Raw genomic sequence first — 20,107 nt, forward strand, 5'->3', positions numbered from 1 at the left:
ATTTCTTGTCAAATTGCTACATCTACTTCCCAGTAGCCCTATGTCATAAATGTCCCGTCGCCACGGCGGGCCCGACGGCGGGCCCTCGGGGGAGCGTGGCGCCCGCACGAGAGGGCGTTCATGACAAGACGGGCGTTCACCAGCCGAAGGACCGCGCTCCTGGCCTCGGCGACGTTGCTCGCGACGGCCGCCACCGCGCTCCCCGCCTCCGCACGCCAGCCGGCGTCCCCACCCGGTCCGCGCGCCGCCGCCGAGCACGCGCTCCGGGCGCTCACCGGCCGCGCCGCGGAGGTCCGCGGCGGCGGCGGGCAGGCGTTCCAGGTGGTCGGGGTCGGCATCGACCGCGACGGCACCTCCCACACCCGCATGACCCGCACCTACAACGGCCTTCCCGTCCTGGGCGGCGACATCGTCGTCCACGAGTCGGCGGCCGGCGCGTGGCGCGGCACCAGCCTCACCCTCGCCAAGGCGCCGTCGGACTCCAGCCCGGAGGTCTCCGCCAAGACCGCCGAGAAGCGCGCCGCCACCAAGAGCCGCAAGGCGGACGGCGCCCCCGCGCTCGTCGTGGAGGCCCGCACCGCCGACCACGCCCCCCGCCTCGCCTGGCGCGTCCAGACCGTCGGGAAGAAGGCCGACGGGACGCCCAGCCGCGTCTTCACCTCCGTGGACGCCGCGACCGGCAAGGTACTGCTGCGCGAGGAGACGATCCGGACCGCCGCGGGCGACGGGAAGTCCCTCTACACCGGGACCGTCCCGCTCGAGACGACGCTGTCCGGCAGCACCTACCAGCTGAAGGACCCGACGCGCGGCAACACCTACACCGGGGACGCCCAGAACGACACCGACCTCTGCTTCCTGAGCTGGTGCTTCCACCGGGCCCCCGCCACCCTGTTCACCGACGCCGACAACCACTGGGGCAGCGGCACGACGTCCGACCGCGCCACCGTCGCCGTGGACGCCCAGTTCGGCACCAACACGACCTGGGACTTCTACAAGAACGTCTTCGGCCGCACCGGCATCGCCGGCGATGGCAAGGGGTCCTACAACCGCGTCCACTACGGCAGCGGCTACGCCAACGCCTTCTGGGACGACTCGTGCTTCTGCATGACCTACGGCGACGGTGACGGCAGCCAGCTCGGCCCGCTCACGTCCCTGGACGTGGCCGCGCACGAGATGAGCCACGGCGTCACCAGCTCCACCGCGAACCTCACCTACAGCGGCGAGTCCGGCGGCCTGAACGAGGCCACCTCCGACATCATGGCCGCCGCCGTGGAGTTCTACGCGAACAACTCCAACGACGTCGGCGACTACCTGGTGGGCGAGGAGATCGTCCTGCCCGGCTTCGGCAAGGCAGCGCTGCGCTTCATGGACAAGCCCAGCAGGGACGGCAGCTCCGCCGACTCCTGGTCGACGAACACCAAGAACCTCGACGTGCACTACTCCTCGGGCGTCGCCAACCACTTCTACTACCTGCTGTCCGAGGGCAGCGGCGCGAAGACGATCAACGGCGTCTCCTACAACAGCCCCACGTCCAACGGCTCCACGATCACCGGCATCGGCCGGGACGCCGCCACGAAGATCTGGTACCGGGCGCTGACCACCTACATGACGTCCTCGACCAACTACGCGGGCGCGCGCACCGCGACGCTGAACGCGGCCAAGGACCTCTACGGCTCGGGCAGCACCCAGTACAACACCGTCGCCGCGGCCTGGTCCGCGGTGAACGTCAACTAGCCCCGATCCGGGCGGAACGCCCCGCGCCGGCCTCCGGCGCGGGGCGTTCCCGCGGTTCGGGTGATCCACCCGCCGCGCCATGGTGAAGAATCGGGGCATGGCTACGACACGAACCGCGAACGCGCATTGGGAAGGCTCCCTCCTGGAGGGGCAGGGGACCGTCTCGCTGGACTCCTCGAAGCTCGGCACCTACGACGTGACCTGGGCGTCGCGGTCCGAGGAGCCGAACGGCCGGACGAGCCCCGAGGAGCTCATCGCCGCCGCCCACTCCACCTGCTACTCGATGGCCCTCTCGCACGGCCTCGCCGGCGCCGGGACCCCGCCGGAGAAGGTCGACACCAAGGCCGAGGTCACCTTCCAGCCGGGCGAGGGCATCACCGGCATCCACCTGACCGTCCGGGCCAGCGTCCCCGGCCTGTCCGCCGCCGACTTCGAGAAGGCCGCCCAGGCCGCCAAGGAAGGCTGCCCGGTCAGCAAGGCCCTCACCGGCACCAAGATCACCCTAGACGCCAGCCTGGTCTGACCCGGCCAAGCCCAGCCGGGGAACGGGCGCACCAAGCCCAGCCACTTCCCGGCCACGCGGCGACCTGAACGATCGCGATCGCGTCCGAAGGCAGTTTCGAGCGAAGCAAGAAACTGATCGCGCAGCGAGCCGCCAGGCGAGCCGGAGCGATGCAGCGATCGCACGCAGTTGGGGCGGGTCGGGCGCCCCCAGGCGCCCGACCCGCCCCAACTGCAATGAACACAGTCAGGCGCCCCCGGGCGCCTGACCCGAAAAGACCGCATTAGGCACGGCTCCTCCATAGCGGCGGTCGCGGGAGGCGTAGATCTCGCAGGCGTGCCAGAGGTGGCGGCGGTCGAAGTCGGGCCAGAGCGTGTCGAGGAACACCATCTCCGCGTAGGCCGACTGCCAGAGCAGGAAGTTGGACGTGCGCTGCTCCCCCGAGGAGCGCAGGAACAGGTCGACGTCGGGGATGCCGGGCTCGTCCAGGTAGCGGGCGAAGACCTTCTCGTTGATCTTGCCGGGGTCGAGCCGGCCGTCCCGGACGTCCCTGGCGATCGCCGCCGCCGCGTCCGCGATCTCGGCGCGGCCCCCGTAGTTCACGCAGAACTGCAGGGTGAGGACGTCGTTGTCGCGCGTCATCTCCTCGGCCGTCTCCAGCTCCTTGATGACGCTGCGCCACAGCCGGGGCCGCCGGCCCGCCCACCGCACCCGCACGCCCATCGAGTGGAGCTGGTCGCGGCGGCGGCGGATCACGTCCCGGTTGAAGCCCATGAGGAAGCGCACCTCGTCCGGCGAGCGCTTCCAGTTCTCGGTGGAGAACGCGTACGCCGACAGGTACGGGACGCCGAGCTCGATCGCGCCCATGATCACGTCGAAGAGCGAGTCCTCGCCGCGCTTGTGCCCCTCGGTGCGCGGCAGGCCGCGCTCCTTCGCCCAGCGGCCGTTGCCGTCCATGACGATGGCGACGTGCCGCGGCACCAGGTCCGCGGGGATCGGGGGCGGGGTGGCGCCGTCCCGGTGCGGATCCGGAGGCGATACGGCCCTGCTCAAACTCTCTCCCTATCGGTGTCGTCGTCGCGCGTCTCGCGCTCCACATGGCGCAGGGAACGGATCCCGTGCTCCAGATGCCACTGCAGGTAGGCGGCCACCAGGCCGCTGGTCTCCATCCGGTGGCGCTGCTCGCTGCCGTCGGCGTACTCCCAGTCGCCGCGCAGCAGCGCCAGCATCAGCGCGAACGTCGGCGGCGCCGGGGTCGCGGCGCCCGGCTGGCGGCAGTTCGCGCACACCGCCCCGCCCGCCGCGATCGCGAACCCGCGCAGCCCGCCGCGGTTGCCGCACCGGCAGCACTCGTCGAGCGCGGGCGCCCAGCCGGCGACCGACAGCGAGCGCAGCAGGTAGGCGTCCAGGACGAGCCGGGGGTCGTGGACGCGCTCGGCGAGCGTGCGCAGCCCGCCGACCAGCAGCAGGAACTGCCGCAGCGCGGGCTCGCCCTCCTCACTGGTGAGCTTCTCCGCGGTCTCCAGCATCGCCGTCCCCGCCGTGTAGCGGGGGTAGTCGCTGACGAGCGCCTCGCCGTACGGGCGCAGCGTCTCGGCCTGCGTGATCAGGTCGAGCGAGCGCCGCTCGTAGAGCTGCAGGTCCACGTGGGTGAACGGCTCCAGCCGGGCGCCGAACCTGGACCTGGTCTTGCGGACCCCCTTCGCCGCGGCGCGGATCCGGCCGGTCCGCCGGGTCAGCACCGTCACGATGCGATCGGCCTCGCCCAGCTTCTGGGTGCGCAGGACGATGCCTTCGTCGCGGTACAGGGTCACCCGTTCATTCTGACGCACGTCACCCGGTGCCTCGGTGCGCCGGGAGCATTTCCGCAGGATCTCCACAAGTCACTCAGTGACCCCGCTGCGCTTCATAACGAACACGCAACGTGACCGGATTCGGCCGTAGTGGTCCCCCGAAAGCCATGGCCCGCACGACGGGTTGCTGGCAGCGTTGTGGCATGAGATGCCACATCGTGCCACCGCACATGCTGGAACGGATCGCCCGCGATGCCGAGGACCCGGCCATACGCGGCCGGGCCCGCCGTACGCTGGCGCTCACCTCCGCCCAGTTCGTCGAGCGCCGGACGGCCGCGGCCGCGGCCCCCTCCCCGTCCGAGGACTTCGTCCCCAACCGGACGATCAACGACGCCGGGCACCGCGAGGAGCTGCCCGGCCGCACCGTCCGGGCCGAGGGAGCCCCCGCCACCGGCGACGCGACCGCAGACCGGGCCTACGACTGGCTGGGCGCGACCTTCGGCTTCTTCGAGGCCGTGTACCGGCGCGACTCGATCGACGGCGGCGGCCTGCCGATGGTCTCGACCGTCCACTACGGCGACCGCTACGACAACGCTTTCTGGAACGGCGAGCAGATGGTGTACGGGGACGGCGACGGCGTCCTGTTCACCGACTTCACCGCCCCGCTCGACGTCACCGGGCACGAACTCGTCCACGGCGTCACCCAGTACGCCGCGGGCCTGGAGTACTACGGCCAGTCTGGCGCCCTCAACGAGTCGGTGTCCGACGTGTTCGGCTCGCTCGTCAAGCAGTGGCATCTCGGCCACGGCGCCGACCGGGCCGACTGGCTCATCGGGGAGGGCCTGCTCGCCCCCGGCGTCCACGGCGTCGCGCTCCGCTCCATGAAGGAGCCGGGCACCGCCTATGACGACCCGCAGCTCGGCAAGGACCCGCAGCCCGCCCACATGGACCACTATGTCGACACCTACCGCGACAACGGCGGCGTCCACATCAACTCGGGCATCCCCAACCACGCCTTCTTCCTCGCCGCCACCGCCATCGGCGGCAACGCCTGGGAGAAGGCCGGCCGCATCTGGTACGACGCGCTCACCGGCGGTTCCCTCGCCTCCGACGTCGACTTCGCCGGCTTCGCCGCCGCGACCGTGAAGGCCGCGACCGCGCTCTACGGAGCAGGCGCCGACGAGACCGAGGCGGTGAGCAGGGCCTGGACGGGGGTAGGAGTCTCCTTGGGGGCGAACGAGACGCAGTGAAGGTGACAGTCGTCCGCAGCGGTGGGTTCGCGGGGATCGAGCGGCGCGGCGAGTCCGACAGCGCCAGCGATCCCATGCTGTCGAGGCTCGTCGGCCGCGTCGATCTGAAAAGCGTGCCGCCGCCGGGCCGAATCCCCGACCAGTTCCTCTACGAGATCGATATCGACGGCGATCGGACCACCGTCGGCGAGACCCAGCTCCACGGCCCCCTCCGGGAGCTGGTCCACCACGTCCTCGGACGCATATGACCGTCCTGTCTCGGGTTCAGGCGCCCGGGGGGACCTGAACCCGAGGCCGCAGACCGCTCATCGTCCCTGCGCGCGGGCCACCCGGTTGACGGCCGACAGCATCGCCTTGAGGGACGCGGTGACGATGTTGCCGTCGATGCCGACGCCCCACACCGTCGTGTCCTCCCCGTCGCCGAACCGCACGTCGCACTCGACGTAGGCGGCGGCGCGCGCGTCGCCGCCCGCGCTCATCGCGTGCTCGGCGTAGTCCAGCACCCGGACGTGGATCCCGATCGTGGCGAGCGCGTCCTCGAACGCCGACACGGGACCGTTGCCGACGCCCTCGATCTCGCGGATCTCGCCGTTCACGCGGATGTCGCAGCTGAGCGCGTCCTTCTCGTCCACCCGGGACGTCGCGCGGTGCGCCAGCAGCCCGGCGCGCGGGCCGCCGGTGAGGAACTCCGCCTCGAAGATCTCCCACATGCGCTCGGGGGTGACCTCGCCGCCTGCGGCGTCGGTGTGCTCCTGCACGACCCGGGAGAACTCGATCTGCAGCCGGCGCGGCAGCTCCAGCGCGTGCTCGGTCTTCATGATGTAGGCGACGCCGCCCTTGCCGGACTGGCTGTTCACCCGGATCACGGCCTCGTACGTGCGGCCGACGTCGTGCGGGTCGATCGGCAGGTACGGGACCTCCCACCGGTACCGCTCCACCGGCACGCCTGCGGCCTCGGCGTCGCGGCGCAGGTGGTCGAAGCCCTTGTTGATGGCGTCCTGGTGGGATCCGGAGAACGCGGTGTAGACCAGGTCGCCGCCGTAGGGGTGCCGCTCGTGGACGGGCAGCTGGTTGCAGTACTCGACCGTCCGGCGGATCTCGTCGATGTCGGAGAAGTCGATCTGCGGGTCGACGCCCTGGGTGAACAGGTTCAGGCCGAGGGTGACCAGGCACACGTTGCCGGTGCGCTCGCCGTTGCCGAACAGGCAGCCCTCGATGCGGTCGGCGCCCGCCATGTAGCCCAGCTCCGCGGCGGCGACGGCCGTCCCGCGGTCGTTGTGGGGGTGCAGCGACAGGATGACCGAGTCCCGGTAGGAGAGGTTCCGGTTCATCCACTCGATCTGGTCGGCGTACACGTTCGGGGTGGCCATCTCCACCGTGGCGGGCAGGTTGACGATGACCTTCCGGTCCGGCGTCGGCTTCCACACGTCGTTGACGGCGTTGCAGACCTCGACCGCGTACTCCAGCTCGGTGCCGGTGAACGACTCCGGCGAGTACTGGAAGTAGATCTCGGTGTCGCCCATGTCCTCGGCGAGCTTGGCGCACAGCTTGGCGCCCTCGACCGCGATCGCGGTGATGCCGTCCTTGTCCTGCCCGAACACCACGCGGCGCTGCAGCGTGCTGGTCGAGTTGTACAGGTGGACGATCGCCTGCTTGGCGCCGCGCACCGCCTCGAAGGTCCGCTCGATCAGCTCGGGGCGGGCCTGGGTCAGCACCTGGACGACGACGTCATCGGGGATCCGGTCCTCCTCGATGATCTGCCGGACGAAGTCGAAGTCGGTCTGGCTCGCCGCCGGGAACCCGACCTCGATCTCCTTGTAGCCCATCCGTACCAGCAGCTCGAACATCTTGAGCTTGCGGTGCGAGTCCATCGGGTCGATCAGCGCCTGGTTGCCGTCGCGCAGGTCGACGGCGCACCAGCGCGGAGCCTCGGTGATCACCTGGTCCGGCCACGTCCGGTCGGCCAGCCTGACGGGGGCGAACGGCGCGTAGCGCTGGAAGGGCATGCCGGAAGTCTGCTGTTGCGGATACATCCTGTGAGTTCTCTCTGCTCGAACCTCGCGGCCGACGTCCACGGCGAAGCCCCGCAGCGAGGGAGCCGGCCTGCTTACAGGGCCCCGCTGCGGCCGCTAAGGAGGAGCAGCTCACGCAACACGTTCGCCAAGTTAACAGATGCCATCCGTGTTACGGAAACGAACGTCCGCATCCTGAGACACAACGTCCTCCCCCGCGGTCCTGCCCCTGTCAGGGTACGAGGACGGAGAGGCAGGTCACGCAACCGTCGAGCGCCTCGAACTCGCTGATGTCGACGCTCGTGACGCGCAGGCCGTCGGCCGCCAGCCGGGCGGCCGTGCGCGGCGCCGACGCCGCCATGAGGACGTGGTCGGGCCCCAGCACCACCACGTGGGCGCCCTCCGGTTCGCGGACGACCCGCAGGCACGGCAGAACCGACGTGTCCACCATCTCCGGGACGCCGATCAGGCCGCCGTCCGGCAGCGCGGTCATCGCCGACTTCAGGTGCAGGCAGCCGCGGATGTCCACCGGGACGACCTTCCGCCCGCCCAGCAGGTGCGCGAGCTGGCAGATGCCCTCCTCGTTGGTCCGGGCGCCGCGGCCCACGTAGACGGTGCCGTCCGCCTGCAGGACGTCCCCGCCGTCCAGCGTTCCGGGCTCCTTGATCCGCTCGACCCGCAGGCCCAGGTCGCGCGCGGCCTGCTCCGCGCCGGGGGTCTCGCCGCGGCGGCTCGGCGCACCCGACCGGCCGACGACGGCCAGGCCGCCGCAGACGACCAGGGCGTCCTCGACGAAGACGGCGTCGGGCAGGTCGTCGGCGGGCGCGACGGCGCGGACGCGCCAGCCCGCGGCCCGCAGCGCCGCGACGTACGCCTCGTGCTGGCGCGCCGCGAGCCCCACGTCCACCGGGCGGCGGTCCGCGTGGGTGACGATGCCCTCGGCGAGGCGCGGTCCGGGCGGCCTGACCAGTGCGCTGCCCGCGGAGGCGGGGCCTGCGGCGGAAGGCATGTCAGCGCGCCGCCCCCTCCGTGGTCACGATGACGCCGAGCGCGTAGGCGCGGGACATGCCGAGCAGGGCGGCGATGCCGTGCAGGGCGGACCGCTCCCCCTCGCCGAGCGGGCCGTCCGCCAGCCCGATCCGGACGGCCTGCGCGAGGAACCACTCCTTGGCCTCCACGGCGAGGTGCGCCCCGGCCTGGACGACCTCCTGCTCCAGGAACGTCCGGCGCAGCGCGAGGTCGGCGTCCACGGCGGCCGCGTCGTAGTCGGGCTCGCCGTAGCCGGTGACCGTCGTGATCGCGCGGGCGCGGGCGGCGGCGTCGGCGGGATCGCCGGAGCGCAGCACCAGGGCCGCGGCCGCCCGCATCCCGGCGGCCAGGGACTCGGCCATCTGCTGCGCGGTCGGCGTCCGCAGGGCGGACACGGGAAGGCGGGCGCGGCACGTGCGGCACTCCACGGCGTGCCCGAGGCGCCACAGCGGCACCATCGGGACGAAGAACACCGAGAACCAGCGGCGTCCGGCGCGCCTCCGGTAGGCGCGGTCGCCCCCGCACTGCGGGCAGTGGAACGTCCCCTCGCTGACCGTACGGAACACCGCCGTCAGGCCAAAAACGAGCAACACCGGCGCTCTCCTCCCATAACGGACTTCGTTCCAACCTACAGATCCGCGCGGGGGGAGGTGGCCGTCCCGGGCAATGCCCTTCGTACGTTTACGCTGGGTTCATGACCGGTGACCTGGGATCCGACGCGGGCCGCGCGCGGTCGCGCCCGTCCTTCCTGCCGCCCGTCGACGGCTATCCGCCGCCGCACGACGGGCCGGCCGAGGCCGTCCCCGCCGCTCCCGGCCCGTACCCGCGGCGGGGCGGCGGCGCCTGGATCGCCGCCCTGATCATCGCCGCGTCCGGCCTGCTGGTGTCGGCGTTCCTGCCGTGGGCTCGCGCAGAGGTCGTCGTCGACCTGTTCGGCCGCTCGCTGAGCCGCGACCTCGGCAGCATCGCGGGCATCGACGCCGACGACATCGTCCTCGCCGTCCCGGTCCTCGCCGTGATCGCGATCGCGCTGGCCGCCTGGGACCTGATCGGGCGGGACGCCCGGATCGGCGGGCTCGCCGCGGTCCCCGGCATGCTCGCCCTGCTGGTGTGCGGGATCTTCGTGCTGCGGCTCGGCGACGTCCGCGACGACCTGCCCCAGACCGGCCTCGACCTCGGCTACCAGATCACCGTCCGGTTCGGCTGGTACCTCGCGGTCATCACGTCCCTGCTCGTGGTCGGCTTCAGCCTCGCCCGCCCCGTCAGCGACCGCGTCGCGAAGTCGCAGAGCCAAGAGGAGCAGGACTACCCGCAGCCTCCCCATGCCGACCAGCAGTACACGGGCCAGCAGTACACCGGCGAGCAGTACGCAGGCGAGCAGTACGCAGGCGAGCAGTACCCGGCCCAGCAGTACCCGACGGGTGAGTACGCCGCCTGGCCCTCGGAGGAGCAGGCGTGGGGCCGCCAGGGGCAGCCGCACGAGGAGCCCGCGCCGCCCGACGGCGAGCCCGGGACGGACCGGCCCGATCCCGAAGGGACGGCGCCCCGGCGGGACGCGGACTGACGCCGACCGTCAGTCGTAGAAGCCGAGCCTGCGGAGCTGCTTGGGGTCGCGCTGCCAGTCCTTGAGGACGCTGACGCGCAGGTCGAGGAACACCTTCGTGCCGAGCAGGGCCTCGATCTGGCGGCGCGCCGCCGCGCCGACCTCCCGCAGCCGCGAGCCCTTGTGCCCGATGATGATCCCCTTCTGGCTGGACCGCTCGACGAACAGGTGCGCGTAGACGTCGACGAGGTCGTCGCGGCCCTCGCGGGGCGCCATCTCGTCCACCACGACGGCGATCGAGTGGGGCAGCTCGTCCCGGACGCCCTCCAGCGCCGCCTCGCGGATCAGCTCGCCGACCAGGACCTGCTCGGGCTCGTCGGTCAGGTCGCCCTCCGGGTAGAGCGGCATGCCCTCAGGCAGATGGGAGATCAGCAGGTCGCCCACGAGGCCGACCTGGAAGCCGCTCTCGGCCGAGCACGGAACGATGTCGGCGAACTCGCCGAGCCCCCCGACCGCGAGGAGCTGCTCGGCGACCTGCTCGGGCGCGGCGAGGTCGGTCTTGGTGACGATCGCGACCACGGGCGTCTTCCTGACCCCCGCGAGCTCCCTGGCGATGTACCTGTCGCCGGGGCCGACCGGCTGGTCGGCGGGCACGCAGAACCCGATCACGTCGACCTCGGTCAGCGTGGACCGGACGAGGCTGTCGAGCCGCTCCCCGAGCAGCGTCCGGGGCTTGTGCAGGCCGGGGGTGTCGACGACGACGAGCTGCGCGTCCGGACGGTGCACGATCCCCCGGATGGCGCGCCGCGTCGTCTGCGGACGGCTGCTGGTGATCGCCACCTTCGTCCCGACCAGCGCGTTCATCAACGTCGACTTGCCCACATTGGGCCGCCCGATAAAACAAGCGAACCCTGTATTCATTGCGTTCCTCTCCTCCTTCGGGCCTGGCGGCCCTCCATCGTCGAGAAACGCGGGCGATCGCTGGCATCGCTCCGACTCGCCTGACGGCTCGCTGCGCGATCAGATTCTCGCAAGCTCGAATCTGCCTTCGGACGCGATCGCAACCATAGAGGTCGTTGCGGGGTTGCGGCGGTGGCCAGGGCCAGTGCGTCCATGGAGACGGGTGCGCTTATGGCTTTTTCTCCTTGTTCGGGCCCAGCGGCCCTCCGTCCGCGGCTGGGGATGCCAGTTTAGTCGGGTTGCAGGAGAGAGCGGTCACGCCGCGGTGCCGAGGCCTTCGAGGGCCGCGGCGGCCTTCTCGGTCCAGAAGGGGGCCTCCAGGCGGGCGGCGACGTCAGCGGCCCTGCGGTAGTGGGCGGCGGCCACGTCGGCGGGGCGTTCCAGGAAGCGGGCGAGGTCGCCGAGGACCTGGGCGGCGGGGCCGACCGTGGCGACGGCGGTGGCGCCGCCGGTGAAGTGGCCCTCGTAGGGCAGCAGCGCCGCGTAGGCCTCCTCGGCCAGGGGGCGGTCGCCGAGGGCGACGGCGCGCAGGCCGCGGACCGCCATGGTCAGGTCGAAGAAGTAGTCGCGCCGGACGGGCCCGGCACCGGCGACGACCCGGCGGGCCTCGGCGAGGCGGCCGGCGGCGGCCAGGGTGAGCGCGTACATGTCCGCGGTCGCCCCGACGTGCCCCCACTGCTCGTGCAGCCAGGCGGCCTCGTCCATCGCCTCCTCGGCCCGCCCCAGGACCAGCCGCAGGCAGAACGGGCCGAGAAGGGCCATGCCGCGCTCGCTGAACCAGATCCGGGTCCGGCCGATGGAGCCGCCGACCTCGGCGAACGCGCGTTCCGCCTCCTCCGGCCGGGCGGCGAAGGCGCGCACCAGCGCCGTGTACCAGTCGGCGATGCGGGCGAGCAGCGGCAGCCCGTACTGCTCGGCGAGCCGGCGCCCCTCCGTACGGTGCCGGTGCGCGGCGGGCAGGTCGAGCGCGGCGACGCTCGTCTGCTGGAGCTGCAGGTGGGCGAGGACGCGGTAGGTGCCGAGGTCGTGCTCGGTGGCGAGGGCCAGCAGCTCGGAAGCGAACCGGTGGCGCTCGGTGAGCCCCTCCGCGCTCCGGTAGGAGTTGATGTAGGCGCCGTTGAGGGCCAGGGCGACCAGCTCGGGCGCGCCCAGCTCGCGGGCCAGGCGGAGCGCCGCCTCGGCGGCCGCCGCGCCCCGGTCGTGCTGCTCGCCCTCCAGCTCGATCGCCAGCGTGGTCAGCAATCTGACGCGCAGCTCCGGCTCGGCTTCGGGCAGGCGTGCCAGCGCCTCCTCGGTGGCCTCCACGGTGTCGAGGTCGAGGCTCCCGTACTCCCGGCTCGTCCACAGCGTCGGGACGTCGAAGCCCACGATGATCCGGGCGAGGAGCCGGACGTCGCCGAACGCGCGGGCGTCGGCGATGGCGGCGATCCGCCGGACCCTGGCGTCGACGACCTGCCCGGCGAGGGCGCTCGACCGGATCGCGGCGACCTCCGCCTCCAGCCGGTCGCGGGTCGCCTCGGGGCCCTGCGCGCGGAGCGTCTCGACGACGCGGACCCACAGGTCGGCGGCGGTTCCGTGCGCGAACCGCATCTCGGCGGCCGCGGCGGCGCGCCGCGCGTACCGGACGGCCTTGTCCGGGTCTGTGCCGGATTCGAGGTAGTGGTGCGCGATCGCGGCGGCCTCGTCCGGGAGGTGCCGTTCGAGCGCGGCGGCGACCCGGCCGTGCACGCGGGTGCGGCGGGCCCGGGACAGGCCCGTGTAGAGGGTGTCGCGGACGAGGGCGTGCGCGAACCGGATCCGGCCGGGCGCGGGCTCGGTGACGAGGCCCGCGGCCAGGCCCGCCTCCACGGCGTCGATCACCGTCTCCTCGTCCCCGGACAGGTCGGCCAGAACGCGCAGGTCGGCGTCCCGGCCGGCGACCGCGGCATCCCGCAGCACGGTCTGGACCGGTCCCGGCAGCCGCGCGATGCGGCGCCGCAGCACGTCGCCGACGCCGGCGGGTACCCGGCGCGTGGCGGCGGGCAGCCCCTCGGCGTCCAGAAGCCGGGCCGTCTCCCGGGTGAAGAACGGGTTGCCGCCCGTGCGCTCGGCGATCGCGGACAGCTCCGCGTCGTCCAGCCCGGCGGCGCAGGTGTCCCGGACGAGGACCGCGACCTCCGCCGGCGACAGCCCGGCCAGCTCGATCCGCGCGGGCTCGTGCCGGGCGAGGGCGGCCAGCGCTGCGGCGAGACCGTCCGGGACCTCGGTCTGCCGGAACGTGGCCAGCAGCAGGACGGGACGGTCCCGCAGCCGCCCGGCGAGCCGGATGAGCAGGGCGAGGGTCTCCTCGTCCGCCCAGTGCAGATCGTCCAGGACGAGCAGGAGCGGCGCGGTGTCCGCGAGTTCGGCGAGGTAGTCCCCGACCGCCAGGTGGAGGCGGAAGCGCCCCGTGACGACGTCGGCCTCGCCGCGCTCGACGACGGCGTCGTCCAGCAGCGGCCCGAGCCGTCCGGCGAGGCCGGCGGCGGGCGGGGCGGCGGCCGCCAGCCCGCGCAGCAGCTCGGCCCAGGGCCAGGCCGCGGGCGCTCCCCCGGTCTCCGGCGCCGTCCCCCATCCGCACGTCCAGCCCCGTGCGGCCAGGTCGCGCGAGAACCTCTCGGCGAGCGCGGTCTTGCCCATGCCGGCGTCGCCGCAGAGGAGGACGGCGCCGCCGCGGCCCGCGGCGGCGCTCCGGGCGGCCTCCTCCAGTCGCGCCAGTTCCTGGACGCGTCCCACGAAGGCGGGGCCGTCCTCGGCGCGGGGCTCGGACGCGAGCCGCAGCGCAGGACGGGCCGTCGCCGGCCGTTCCGGTTCCCCGAGGGCGGGGTCCTGCGCAAGGATGCCGGCCTCCAGGCGGCGCAGCGCCGGGCCGGGGTCGACGCCGAGTTCCTCGGTCAGGGTCGCGCGGGCTCGCCGGAGGGCGCCGAGGGCGTCGCCCTGGCGTCCGGCGCGGTACAGGGCGAGGGCCAGCAGCCGCCACGCCTCCTCGCGCAGCGGGTTGGCGGCGGCGTGGGTCTCCAGGTCGGGGACGGCCTCGGGGGCGGCGCCGAGCCGGAGCATCGCCCCGGCGCGGTGCTCGACCGCGAGCCGGCGCCGCTCGTCCAGGCGGGCGGCCTCGGCCGCCGCCCACGGCAGGTCGCCGAACTCGGCGTAGGCGGGCCCGCGCCACTCGGCGAGCGCCGCCTCCGCGCGGCGGCGGGCCTCCGGCGGGTCGGCGTCCGACAGCTCGGCGGCCTGGTCGATCAGCGCGTCGAACCGCCACGCGTCGACGGCGCCGTCCGGCAGCCGCAGCGCGTACCCCGGCGGCTCGGTGACCAGGACCCGCGCGGGCGTGCGGGGCGGGCGGTCCGGTTCTAGCGCGCGGCGCAGGTGGGACACGAACGACTGGAGGCCGGCGGCGGCGCGCGGCGGGGCCGTGCCCGCCCACAGGTCGTCGACGAGCCTCTCGGCGGGCACCATCCGGCCCCGCGCGGCGACGAGGCGGGCGAGCACGGAGCGCTGCCGGTGACCGCCGAGGTCGGCGGCGGCCCCCGCCACCTCGGCTCCGAAGGCCCCGAGAACGCGTACGACAGGCGACATGTCCCGATCAGCCTAACCGGGACATGCCGCCCTCCTCTGATCACTCCCCCGGTTACGCGCGGCTGGGTTCGGGCCGCCGCACGGGGGCCCCGGCGGGCGCCGCGCCGCCGTGCAGGTCGATCGTCGGCAGCACCCGGGCGAGCGGCTTCGGCAGCCACCAGTTCGCCCGGCCGAGCAGCGACATCGTGGCGGGCACCAGCACCAGCCGGACGACCGTCGCGTCCAGCGCCACCGCCACCGCGAGCCCGACCCCCATCTGCTTGATCACCAGGCCGGGGTCGGCGGCGAAGCCGAGGAACACCGCCACCATGATCAGCGCCGCGCTGCTGATCACCCGGCCGGTCGCGGCCAGCCCGGTGGACACCGACCCGCGCGCGTCGCCGTGCAGCAGCCATTCCTCCCGGACCCGCGAGAGCAGGAAGACCTCGTAGTCCATGGAGACGCCGAACAGCACGGCGAACATCAGCAGCAGGATGAACGACGACACCGGGACGCTGTGCGGGAGGCCGAGCAGCTCGGCGCCCCAGCCCCACTGGAACACGGCCGTGAGCACCCCGTACGCGGCGCCGATCGACAGCAGGTTCATCACCGCGGCCTTCAGCGGCGCCAGCAGCGACCGGAACACGATCATCAGCATGATGAACGAGGTCGCCACCACCGCGCCGATCACCGGCCACAGCCGGTCCGAGAGCATCCGGGACAGGTCCACGTAGGCGGCGGTCAGCCCGGTGATCTCGGTGTCCGGCGGCAGGACGTCCGCGCGGATCCGGTCGACGAGCCCGGTCACCCGCTCGTCCTGCGGCCCGTACCTCGGGGTGACCATGATCACCGCGGCGTCGCCGCGCGGGGAGGCCTGCGGCGGCGCCGCGGACGCGACGCCCTCGGTGGCCGCAAGCCGGTCCCGGAGCGCCGGCAGGGCGGCCCGGTCGGTCTTGCGCAGGTCGACCGCGACGATGAGCGGGCCGTTGGCGCCGGGCCCGAAGCCGTCGGCGACAAGGTCGTAGGCGTTGCGGACGGTGTTGGACGTCGGCTCGCTGCTGGCGTCGCTCGGCCACGTCCGCATGCCGAGCGCGGGGGCGGCGAGCGTCAGCATCAGCACGGCGGCGGCGAGCAGCCACGGCCAGGGGTGCCGTCCGACGTGCACGGCCCACCGCCGGACCCGCGGCGAGTCCACGGCGATCGCCGCGCCCGCGGCCCGGTCGCGGCGGCGCAGCACCCGGCGGCCGGCGAGGCCCAGCACGGCCGGCAGCAGCGTGACGGCGCTCAGCACGGTCGCCGCGACGACGATGCCGGTGGTGAACCCCATCGTCATGAACACCGGGATCCGCGACAGCACCAGCCCGCACAGCGCCAGCAGCACCGTGAACCCCGCGAAGATCACCGACAGGCCCGCCGTCGCGCTGGCGCGTCCCACCGACTCCGGGACGTCGAGCCCCTCCGCGAGCCCCTCCCGGTGGCGGGTCAGCACGAACAGCGCGTAGTCGATGCCGACCCCCAGCCCGACCATGATGGCGAGCGTCGGCGCGGTGGTGGCGACATCGGTGAACGCGGCCACCAGCGTGATCCCGGACACGCCGACGCCGAGCCCGGCCAGCGCGACGGCGAGCGGCAGCCCGGCCGCCACCACCGACCCGAACGCCAGCAGCAGGATGACCAGGGCGGCCACGATCCCGATGGCCTCGGCGACGCCGCCGGGCGCGGTCACGTTCTCGGGGACCTGGCCGCCGAACTCCACCCGGTAGCCGGCGGCGTCCAGGTTCCGCGTCGCCGACCGCAGCAGGTCGAGGGTCTCCTTCGGCCCGAGGTCGGTCACCGGCACGGAGTACCGGACGGTCATCAGCGCGGTGGCGCCGCCCTTGCCGAACTGCGCCGGGTCGACGCCGCTGACGTGCGGCAGCCCGCGCAGCTCCCCCGCCGCCGCGGCCAGCTTCGCCGGGTCGACCTTCCCCGACCTCGCGTGCACCACGACCCGGGCGTCGGCCCCTGACAGCGCTGGGAACCGCTCCTGCAGCAGGTCGGTGGCCTGCTGCGAGCCCGTCCCGGCCAGCGTGTAGTTGTCGTGCAGGGTGCCCCCGGCGACGCCGGAGAGCCCGGCCATCGCGGCGACGAGCACCAGCCACACCACGATGAACCGCCAGGGCCGCATGGCGGCGGCCCTCCCCAGGCGGTAGAGCAGACGGGACATCACTTCTCCCCCAGAACGGCATTGTTCGACGCCCTACAGGCTCGCGTGCGCCCCTTGCCGTCCACTTGCCGCCGACTTGCGGCCCGCCTGGCCGGCCCGCGGACCTGCGGCCCGCCCGCTCCGCGCGGGTGACCCCGCCGGTCGCGCCGCCCGCTCGCGATGCCCGTACGCTGGGGGCGTGAGCGAGCTGAACGCCGAGGACGCGAAGATCATCACCCTGGCCCGGTCCGCGCGGGCCCGCACGGGCGCCGCCGAGGGCGCCGCCGTGCGCGACGAGACCGGCCGCACCTACTCCGCCACGAGCGTGGACCTGCCGTCCCTGAAGCTCTCGGCGCTCAAGGTCGCCGTCGCGATGGCCGTCTCCAGCGGCGCCGAGGACCTGGAGGCCGCCGCCCTCGTCACCGCCGCGGACGCGCCCGACCCCTCCGACGTCAGCGCCGTCCGCGACCTCGGCCCCAAGGCCCCGGTCCTGCTCGCCGCCCCCGACGGAACCCTCCGCGACACCATCGGCGCCTGAGCCCCTCCGCCCGCAGAGGCGGGCAGAGCCGGAGAAGGGCGGCGGCCGGGACGACGGCCCAGCTGTCAGCCGGAGTGGTCGGAGGCCGCGCGGCTCTCGGCGTCCGCAGCCGGCGCGCCGAGGCGCCGCACCAGGACGGTGCCGACCCGGTTGCGGCGGCCGGCGATGGTCTCGGCCTTGAGGGACAGCGCGGGGCCCGGCTCGCCGGTCCCGGCCTCGATCGTGGCGACCTCGGCGGTGGAGCCCTCGATGGGGACGCGGCCGAGCGCGTGGGCGAGCAGCCCGCCGACCGTCTCGACGTCCTCGGCGTCGATCTCCAGGTCGAACAGCTCGGCGAGGTCCTCCACGGGCAGGCGGGCGGTGACCCGGACCGCGTCGTCGGAGAGCCAGGTCACCGGCGGGATCTCCACGTCGTACTCGTCGGTGATCTCCCCGACGATCTCCTCCAGGATGTCCTCGATGGTGACCAGGCCGGCGGTGCCGCCGTACTCGTCGATCACGATCGCCACGTGGATCTGCCGCGCCTGCATCTCGCGCAGCAGCTCGTCGATCGGCTTGCTGTCGGGGACGTAGGTGGCGGGCCGCATGACCGAGTCGACCGTCTCGACCGACTCGCCCTCGCGGTGCTCCTGGCTGCGCCGGACGACGTCCTTGAGGTAGGCGATGCCGACGACGTCGTCCTCGTTCTCGCCGACGACGGGGATGCGGGAGAAGCCGCTGCGCAGCGCCAGCGACATCGCCTGCCGCAGCGTCTTCGTGCGCTCGATGAACACGATGTCGGTGCGCGGCACCATCACCTCGCGGACGAGGGTGTCGCCCAGCTCGAACACCGAGTGGATCATCTCCCGCTCGACCGGCTCGATCAGGCTGCGCTGCTCGGCGAGGTCGACCAGGTCGCGCAGCTCCGCCTCGGAGGCGAACGGGCCCTCCCGGAAGCCCTTGCCGGGCGTGAGGGCGTTGCCGAGCAGGATCAGCAGCCGGGGCAGCGGCCCGAACACCCGGGTCACCGGGTGGATCACGGCGGCGCCCGCCAGCGCGATCCGGTCGGCGTGCTGGATGCCGAGGGTGCGCGGCCCCACCCCGATCGCCACGTAGCTGACGACGATCATGACGGCGGCGGCGGTCACGTAGGCGCGCCAGGTCTCGTCAAGCCAGGAGATGCACAGGTCGGCGACGATGACCGTGGCGACCAGCTCGCAGCCGATCCGCAGCAGCAGGACCATGTTGACGTAGCGGGCCGGGTCGGCGACGACCTCCGCCAGCCGCCGGGCGCCGCGGCGGCCCTCCCGGACGGCCTCCTCGACGGTGACGCGCGACACCCGGGCGAGCGCGGTCTCGGTGCCGGCCAGCAGGCCCGCCAGGAAGACCAGGCCCACCGCCAGGGCGGACAGCCACGCCTGCGCGGTGCTCATCAGCCGCCGCGTTCCTCCCGCCAGGAGGTGAGGAGCTCGGCCTGCAGGCCGAACATCTCCCGGTGCTCCTCCGGCTCGGCGTGGTCGTAGCCCAGGAGGTGCAGGATGCCGTGCGTGCACAGCAGCTCGAGCTCCTCCGCGGTGCTGTGCCCGGCCTCCCGCGCCTGCTTCTCGGCGACGGCGGGGCACAGCACGACGTCGCCCAGCAGCCCCGGGTCGGTCTCGCCGTCCTCGTCGGCGCCGCCGGACATGTGCCCGGGGCGGAGCTCGTCCATGGGGAAGGACAGCACGTCGGTCGGGCCCGGCTCGTCCATCCACTTCTCGTGCAGCTCGGTCATCGCGGCCTCGTCGACCAGCAGCACCGACAGCTCCGCCAGCGGATGGACGCGCATCCCGTCGAGGACGTGCCGGGACAGGGCGGCGATGCCCTGCTCGTCGACCTCGACGCCCGACTCGTTCAGCACCTCGACGCTCACTGCCGCCCCCGCTTGCGGGGACCGCCGCGCGCCGCGCCCTGCTTGAACGGCGGCACCTGCTTCTCGTCGTACCGGTTGTAGGCGTCGACGATGTCGGTGACGAGCTTGTGCCGCACGACGTCGCGGCTGTCGAGCCGGCAGAAGTCGATGTCGCCGACGCCGTCGAGGATCTCCTGGACGACGCGCAGCCCGCTCATCTGCCCGTTCGGCAGGTCGACCTGGGTGACGTCGCCGGTCACGACGACCTTCGACCCGAACCCGAGCCGGGTGAGGAACATCTTCATCTGCTCGGGCGAGGTGTTCTGCGCCTCGTCGAGGATGATGAACGAGTCGTTCAGCGTCCGGCCGCGCATGTAGGCCAGGGGGGCCACCTCGATGGTCCCGGCGGCCATCAGGCGCGGGATCGAGTCGGGGTCGACCATGTCGTGCAGCGCGTCGTACAGCGGGCGCAGGTACGGGTCGATCTTCTCGTAGAGCGTGCCCGGCAGGAAGCCGAGCCGCTCGCCCGCCTCGACGGCCGGGCGGGTGAGGATGATCCGGTTGACCTGCTTGTCCTGCAGCGCGCGGACGGCCTTGGCCATGGCCAGGTACGTCTTGCCGGTGCCCGCGGGGCCGATGCCGAACACGATCGTGTGCTTGTCGATCGCGTCGATGTACCGCCGCTGGTTCAGCGTCTTCGGGCGGATGGTCCGGCCACGGCTGGACAGCACGTCCAGGGTGAGGACCTCCGCCGGACGCGCGCCGCTCTCGCCGCGCAGCATCGCCAGGCTGCGCTCGACGGCGTCGGGGGTGAGCTGGGTGCCGCCCTTCAGCAGTTCGAGCATCTCGGTGAAGAGCCGGGAGACGAGGTCGGTCTCGCCCTCCGGGCCGGTCACGGTGATCTCGTTGCCGCGGACGTGGATGTCGATGTCGGCGCCGAAACCGTGCTCGATCGCGTGGAGCAGCTCGTCGCGGGAGCCCAGCAGGCTCACCATCGAATGCTCGTCCGGCACCACGATCTTGATCTGCGAGCGCGAGCCTGTCCGGTCGTCGCGCCCCGTGCGGGTTGCCCTCGCGTGAGTTGATTCGACCATCAGCCGGGCCTTGCGGCCTATCGG

The 20,107-nt window shown here is 73.2% G+C and carries 17 protein-coding genes; 6 read left to right on the forward strand and 11 right to left on the reverse strand.

Annotation, left to right across the window (positions count from 1 at the left end; translation table 11 throughout):
• The first annotated feature begins 120 nt into the window (after positions 1 to 120).
• On the forward strand, positions 121 to 1,734 hold the full coding sequence (locus tag ABWI07_RS27650) for a M4 family metallopeptidase (protein WP_149257589.1): 1,614 nt from the start codon (positions 121 to 123) through the stop codon (positions 1,732 to 1,734).
• Positions 1,735 to 1,831: 97 nt separating this feature from the next.
• Positions 1,832 to 2,257: an OsmC family protein gene (locus tag ABWI07_RS27655; protein ID WP_353820244.1), complete on the forward strand. Its 426-nt coding sequence runs from the start codon at positions 1,832 to 1,834 to the stop codon at positions 2,255 to 2,257.
• A gap of 225 nt (positions 2,258 to 2,482) precedes the next feature.
• On the opposite strand, the gene ABWI07_RS27660 is transcribed toward ABWI07_RS27655, so the two are convergent.
• Entirely contained in the window at positions 2,483 to 3,289 is an 807-nt protein-coding gene (locus tag ABWI07_RS27660; RefSeq protein ID WP_149257591.1) for an isoprenyl transferase, read from the reverse strand.
• Positions 3,286 to 4,050, reverse strand: a complete 765-nt coding sequence (gene recO, locus ABWI07_RS27665; RefSeq protein WP_149257592.1) for a DNA repair protein RecO — start codon at positions 4,048 to 4,050, stop codon at positions 3,286 to 3,288. Before recO ends, ABWI07_RS27660 begins: the two co-directional genes overlap by 4 nt.
• A gap of 209 nt (positions 4,051 to 4,259) precedes the next feature.
• Between recO and ABWI07_RS27670 the strand changes: the two genes are divergently transcribed.
• Both ABWI07_RS27670 and ABWI07_RS27675 read left to right on the forward strand, forming a co-directional pair.
• Complete coding sequence (locus ABWI07_RS27670) at positions 4,260 to 5,279, forward strand: M4 family metallopeptidase (RefSeq protein WP_353820245.1); 1,020 nt, start codon at positions 4,260 to 4,262, stop codon at positions 5,277 to 5,279.
• Positions 5,276 to 5,527, forward strand: coding sequence for a protealysin inhibitor emfourin (locus tag ABWI07_RS27675; protein WP_353820246.1), 252 nt, complete (start codon positions 5,276 to 5,278; stop codon positions 5,525 to 5,527). Before ABWI07_RS27670 ends, ABWI07_RS27675 begins: the two co-directional genes overlap by 4 nt.
• A 57-nt stretch (positions 5,528 to 5,584) precedes the next feature.
• Here ABWI07_RS27675 and leuA read toward each other — a convergent pair whose 3' ends face one another.
• The 3 genes from leuA to ABWI07_RS27690 all read right to left on the reverse strand — a co-directional run bounded on the left by leuA (position 5,585) and on the right by ABWI07_RS27690 (position 8,913).
• Positions 5,585 to 7,312 (reverse strand): 2-isopropylmalate synthase, encoded by a 1,728-nt coding sequence (gene leuA / locus ABWI07_RS27680; protein WP_149257594.1) that lies wholly within the window; start codon positions 7,310 to 7,312, stop codon positions 5,585 to 5,587.
• A 211-nt stretch (positions 7,313 to 7,523) separates the two neighbouring features.
• A complete protein-coding gene (gene ddaH / locus ABWI07_RS27685) occupies positions 7,524 to 8,300 on the reverse strand; it encodes a dimethylargininase (RefSeq protein ID WP_149257595.1) in 777 nt (258 codons plus the stop codon).
• A gap of 1 nt (position 8,301) precedes the next feature.
• Positions 8,302 to 8,913, reverse strand: coding sequence for a tellurite resistance TerB family protein (locus tag ABWI07_RS27690; protein WP_149257596.1), 612 nt, complete (start codon positions 8,911 to 8,913; stop codon positions 8,302 to 8,304).
• Between the two features lie 101 nt (positions 8,914 to 9,014).
• Between ABWI07_RS27690 and ABWI07_RS27695 the strand changes: the two genes are divergently transcribed.
• Positions 9,015 to 9,884, forward strand: a complete 870-nt coding sequence (locus tag ABWI07_RS27695; RefSeq protein WP_353820247.1) for a hypothetical protein — start codon at positions 9,015 to 9,017, stop codon at positions 9,882 to 9,884.
• A gap of 9 nt (positions 9,885 to 9,893) precedes the next feature.
• Here ABWI07_RS27695 and era read toward each other — a convergent pair whose 3' ends face one another.
• The 3 genes from era to ABWI07_RS27710 form a co-directional block, all read right to left on the reverse strand.
• Positions 9,894 to 10,784: a GTPase Era gene (gene era / locus ABWI07_RS27700; protein ID WP_149257598.1), complete on the reverse strand. Its 891-nt coding sequence runs from the start codon at positions 10,782 to 10,784 to the stop codon at positions 9,894 to 9,896.
• Positions 10,785 to 11,078: 294 nt separating this feature from the next.
• Positions 11,079 to 14,420 carry an ATP-binding protein gene (locus tag ABWI07_RS27705; protein ID WP_353820248.1) on the reverse strand — a complete coding sequence of 1,114 codons (3,342 nt, stop codon included), beginning with the start codon at positions 14,418 to 14,420 and terminating at the stop codon, positions 11,079 to 11,081.
• A 52-nt stretch (positions 14,421 to 14,472) separates the two neighbouring features.
• Positions 14,473 to 16,605, reverse strand: coding sequence for an MMPL family transporter (locus ABWI07_RS27710; RefSeq protein ID WP_353820249.1), 2,133 nt, complete (start codon positions 16,603 to 16,605; stop codon positions 14,473 to 14,475).
• Positions 16,606 to 16,783: 178 nt separating this feature from the next.
• Between ABWI07_RS27710 and ABWI07_RS27715 the strand changes: the two genes are divergently transcribed.
• Entirely contained in the window at positions 16,784 to 17,122 is a 339-nt protein-coding gene (locus tag ABWI07_RS27715) for a cytidine deaminase-like protein (protein ID WP_149257601.1), read from the forward strand.
• Between the two features lie 65 nt (positions 17,123 to 17,187).
• On the opposite strand, the gene ABWI07_RS27720 is transcribed toward ABWI07_RS27715, so the two are convergent.
• From ABWI07_RS27720 to ABWI07_RS27730, 3 genes are read right to left on the reverse strand one after another with little or no spacing between them, the layout of a single operon-like run.
• A complete protein-coding gene (locus ABWI07_RS27720) occupies positions 17,188 to 18,534 on the reverse strand; it encodes a hemolysin family protein (RefSeq protein WP_149257602.1) in 1,347 nt (448 codons plus the stop codon).
• Positions 18,534 to 19,010 carry an rRNA maturation RNase YbeY gene (gene ybeY, locus ABWI07_RS27725; protein ID WP_149257603.1) on the reverse strand — a complete coding sequence of 159 codons (477 nt, stop codon included), beginning with the start codon at positions 19,008 to 19,010 and terminating at the stop codon, positions 18,534 to 18,536. Before ybeY ends, ABWI07_RS27720 begins: the two co-directional genes overlap by 1 nt.
• On the reverse strand, positions 19,007 to 20,083 hold the full coding sequence (locus ABWI07_RS27730; protein ID WP_149257604.1) for a PhoH family protein: 1,077 nt from the start codon (positions 20,081 to 20,083) through the stop codon (positions 19,007 to 19,009). Before ABWI07_RS27730 ends, ybeY begins: the two co-directional genes overlap by 4 nt.
• Positions 20,084 to 20,107: the final 24 nt, after the last annotated feature.

Source organism: Actinomadura sp. NPDC000600 (assembly GCF_040492135.1).
GTDB lineage: Bacteria > Actinomycetota > Actinomycetes > Streptosporangiales > Streptosporangiaceae > Spirillospora.

What these genes read in the sequence shown, in the direction of transcription:
- era (WP_149257598.1), bottom strand. Translation starts at nt 10,784, where the DNA reads ATGAATACAGGGTTCGCTTGTTTTATCGGGCGGCCCAATGTGGGCAAG.
- ABWI07_RS27705 (WP_353820248.1), bottom strand. Translation starts at nt 14,420, where the DNA reads ATGTCGCCTGTCGTACGCGTTCTCGGGGCCTTCGGAGCCGAGGTGGCG.
- ABWI07_RS27695 (WP_353820247.1), top strand. Translation starts at nt 9,015, where the DNA reads ATGACCGGTGACCTGGGATCCGACGCGGGCCGCGCGCGGTCGCGCCCG.
- ABWI07_RS27710 (WP_353820249.1), bottom strand. Translation starts at nt 16,605, where the DNA reads ATGTCCCGTCTGCTCTACCGCCTGGGGAGGGCCGCCGCCATGCGGCCC.
- ABWI07_RS27730 (WP_149257604.1), bottom strand. Translation starts at nt 20,083, where the DNA reads ATGGTCGAATCAACTCACGCGAGGGCAACCCGCACGGGGCGCGACGAC.
- ABWI07_RS27670 (WP_353820245.1), top strand. Translation starts at nt 4,260, where the DNA reads ATGCTGGAACGGATCGCCCGCGATGCCGAGGACCCGGCCATACGCGGC.
- ddaH (WP_149257595.1), bottom strand. Translation starts at nt 8,300, where the DNA reads ATGCCTTCCGCCGCAGGCCCCGCCTCCGCGGGCAGCGCACTGGTCAGG.
- leuA (WP_149257594.1), bottom strand. Translation starts at nt 7,312, where the DNA reads ATGTATCCGCAACAGCAGACTTCCGGCATGCCCTTCCAGCGCTACGCG.
- ABWI07_RS27655 (WP_353820244.1), top strand. Translation starts at nt 1,832, where the DNA reads ATGGCTACGACACGAACCGCGAACGCGCATTGGGAAGGCTCCCTCCTG.
- ABWI07_RS27720 (WP_149257602.1), bottom strand. Translation starts at nt 18,534, where the DNA reads ATGAGCACCGCGCAGGCGTGGCTGTCCGCCCTGGCGGTGGGCCTGGTC.
- ABWI07_RS27650 (WP_149257589.1), top strand. Translation starts at nt 121, where the DNA reads ATGACAAGACGGGCGTTCACCAGCCGAAGGACCGCGCTCCTGGCCTCG.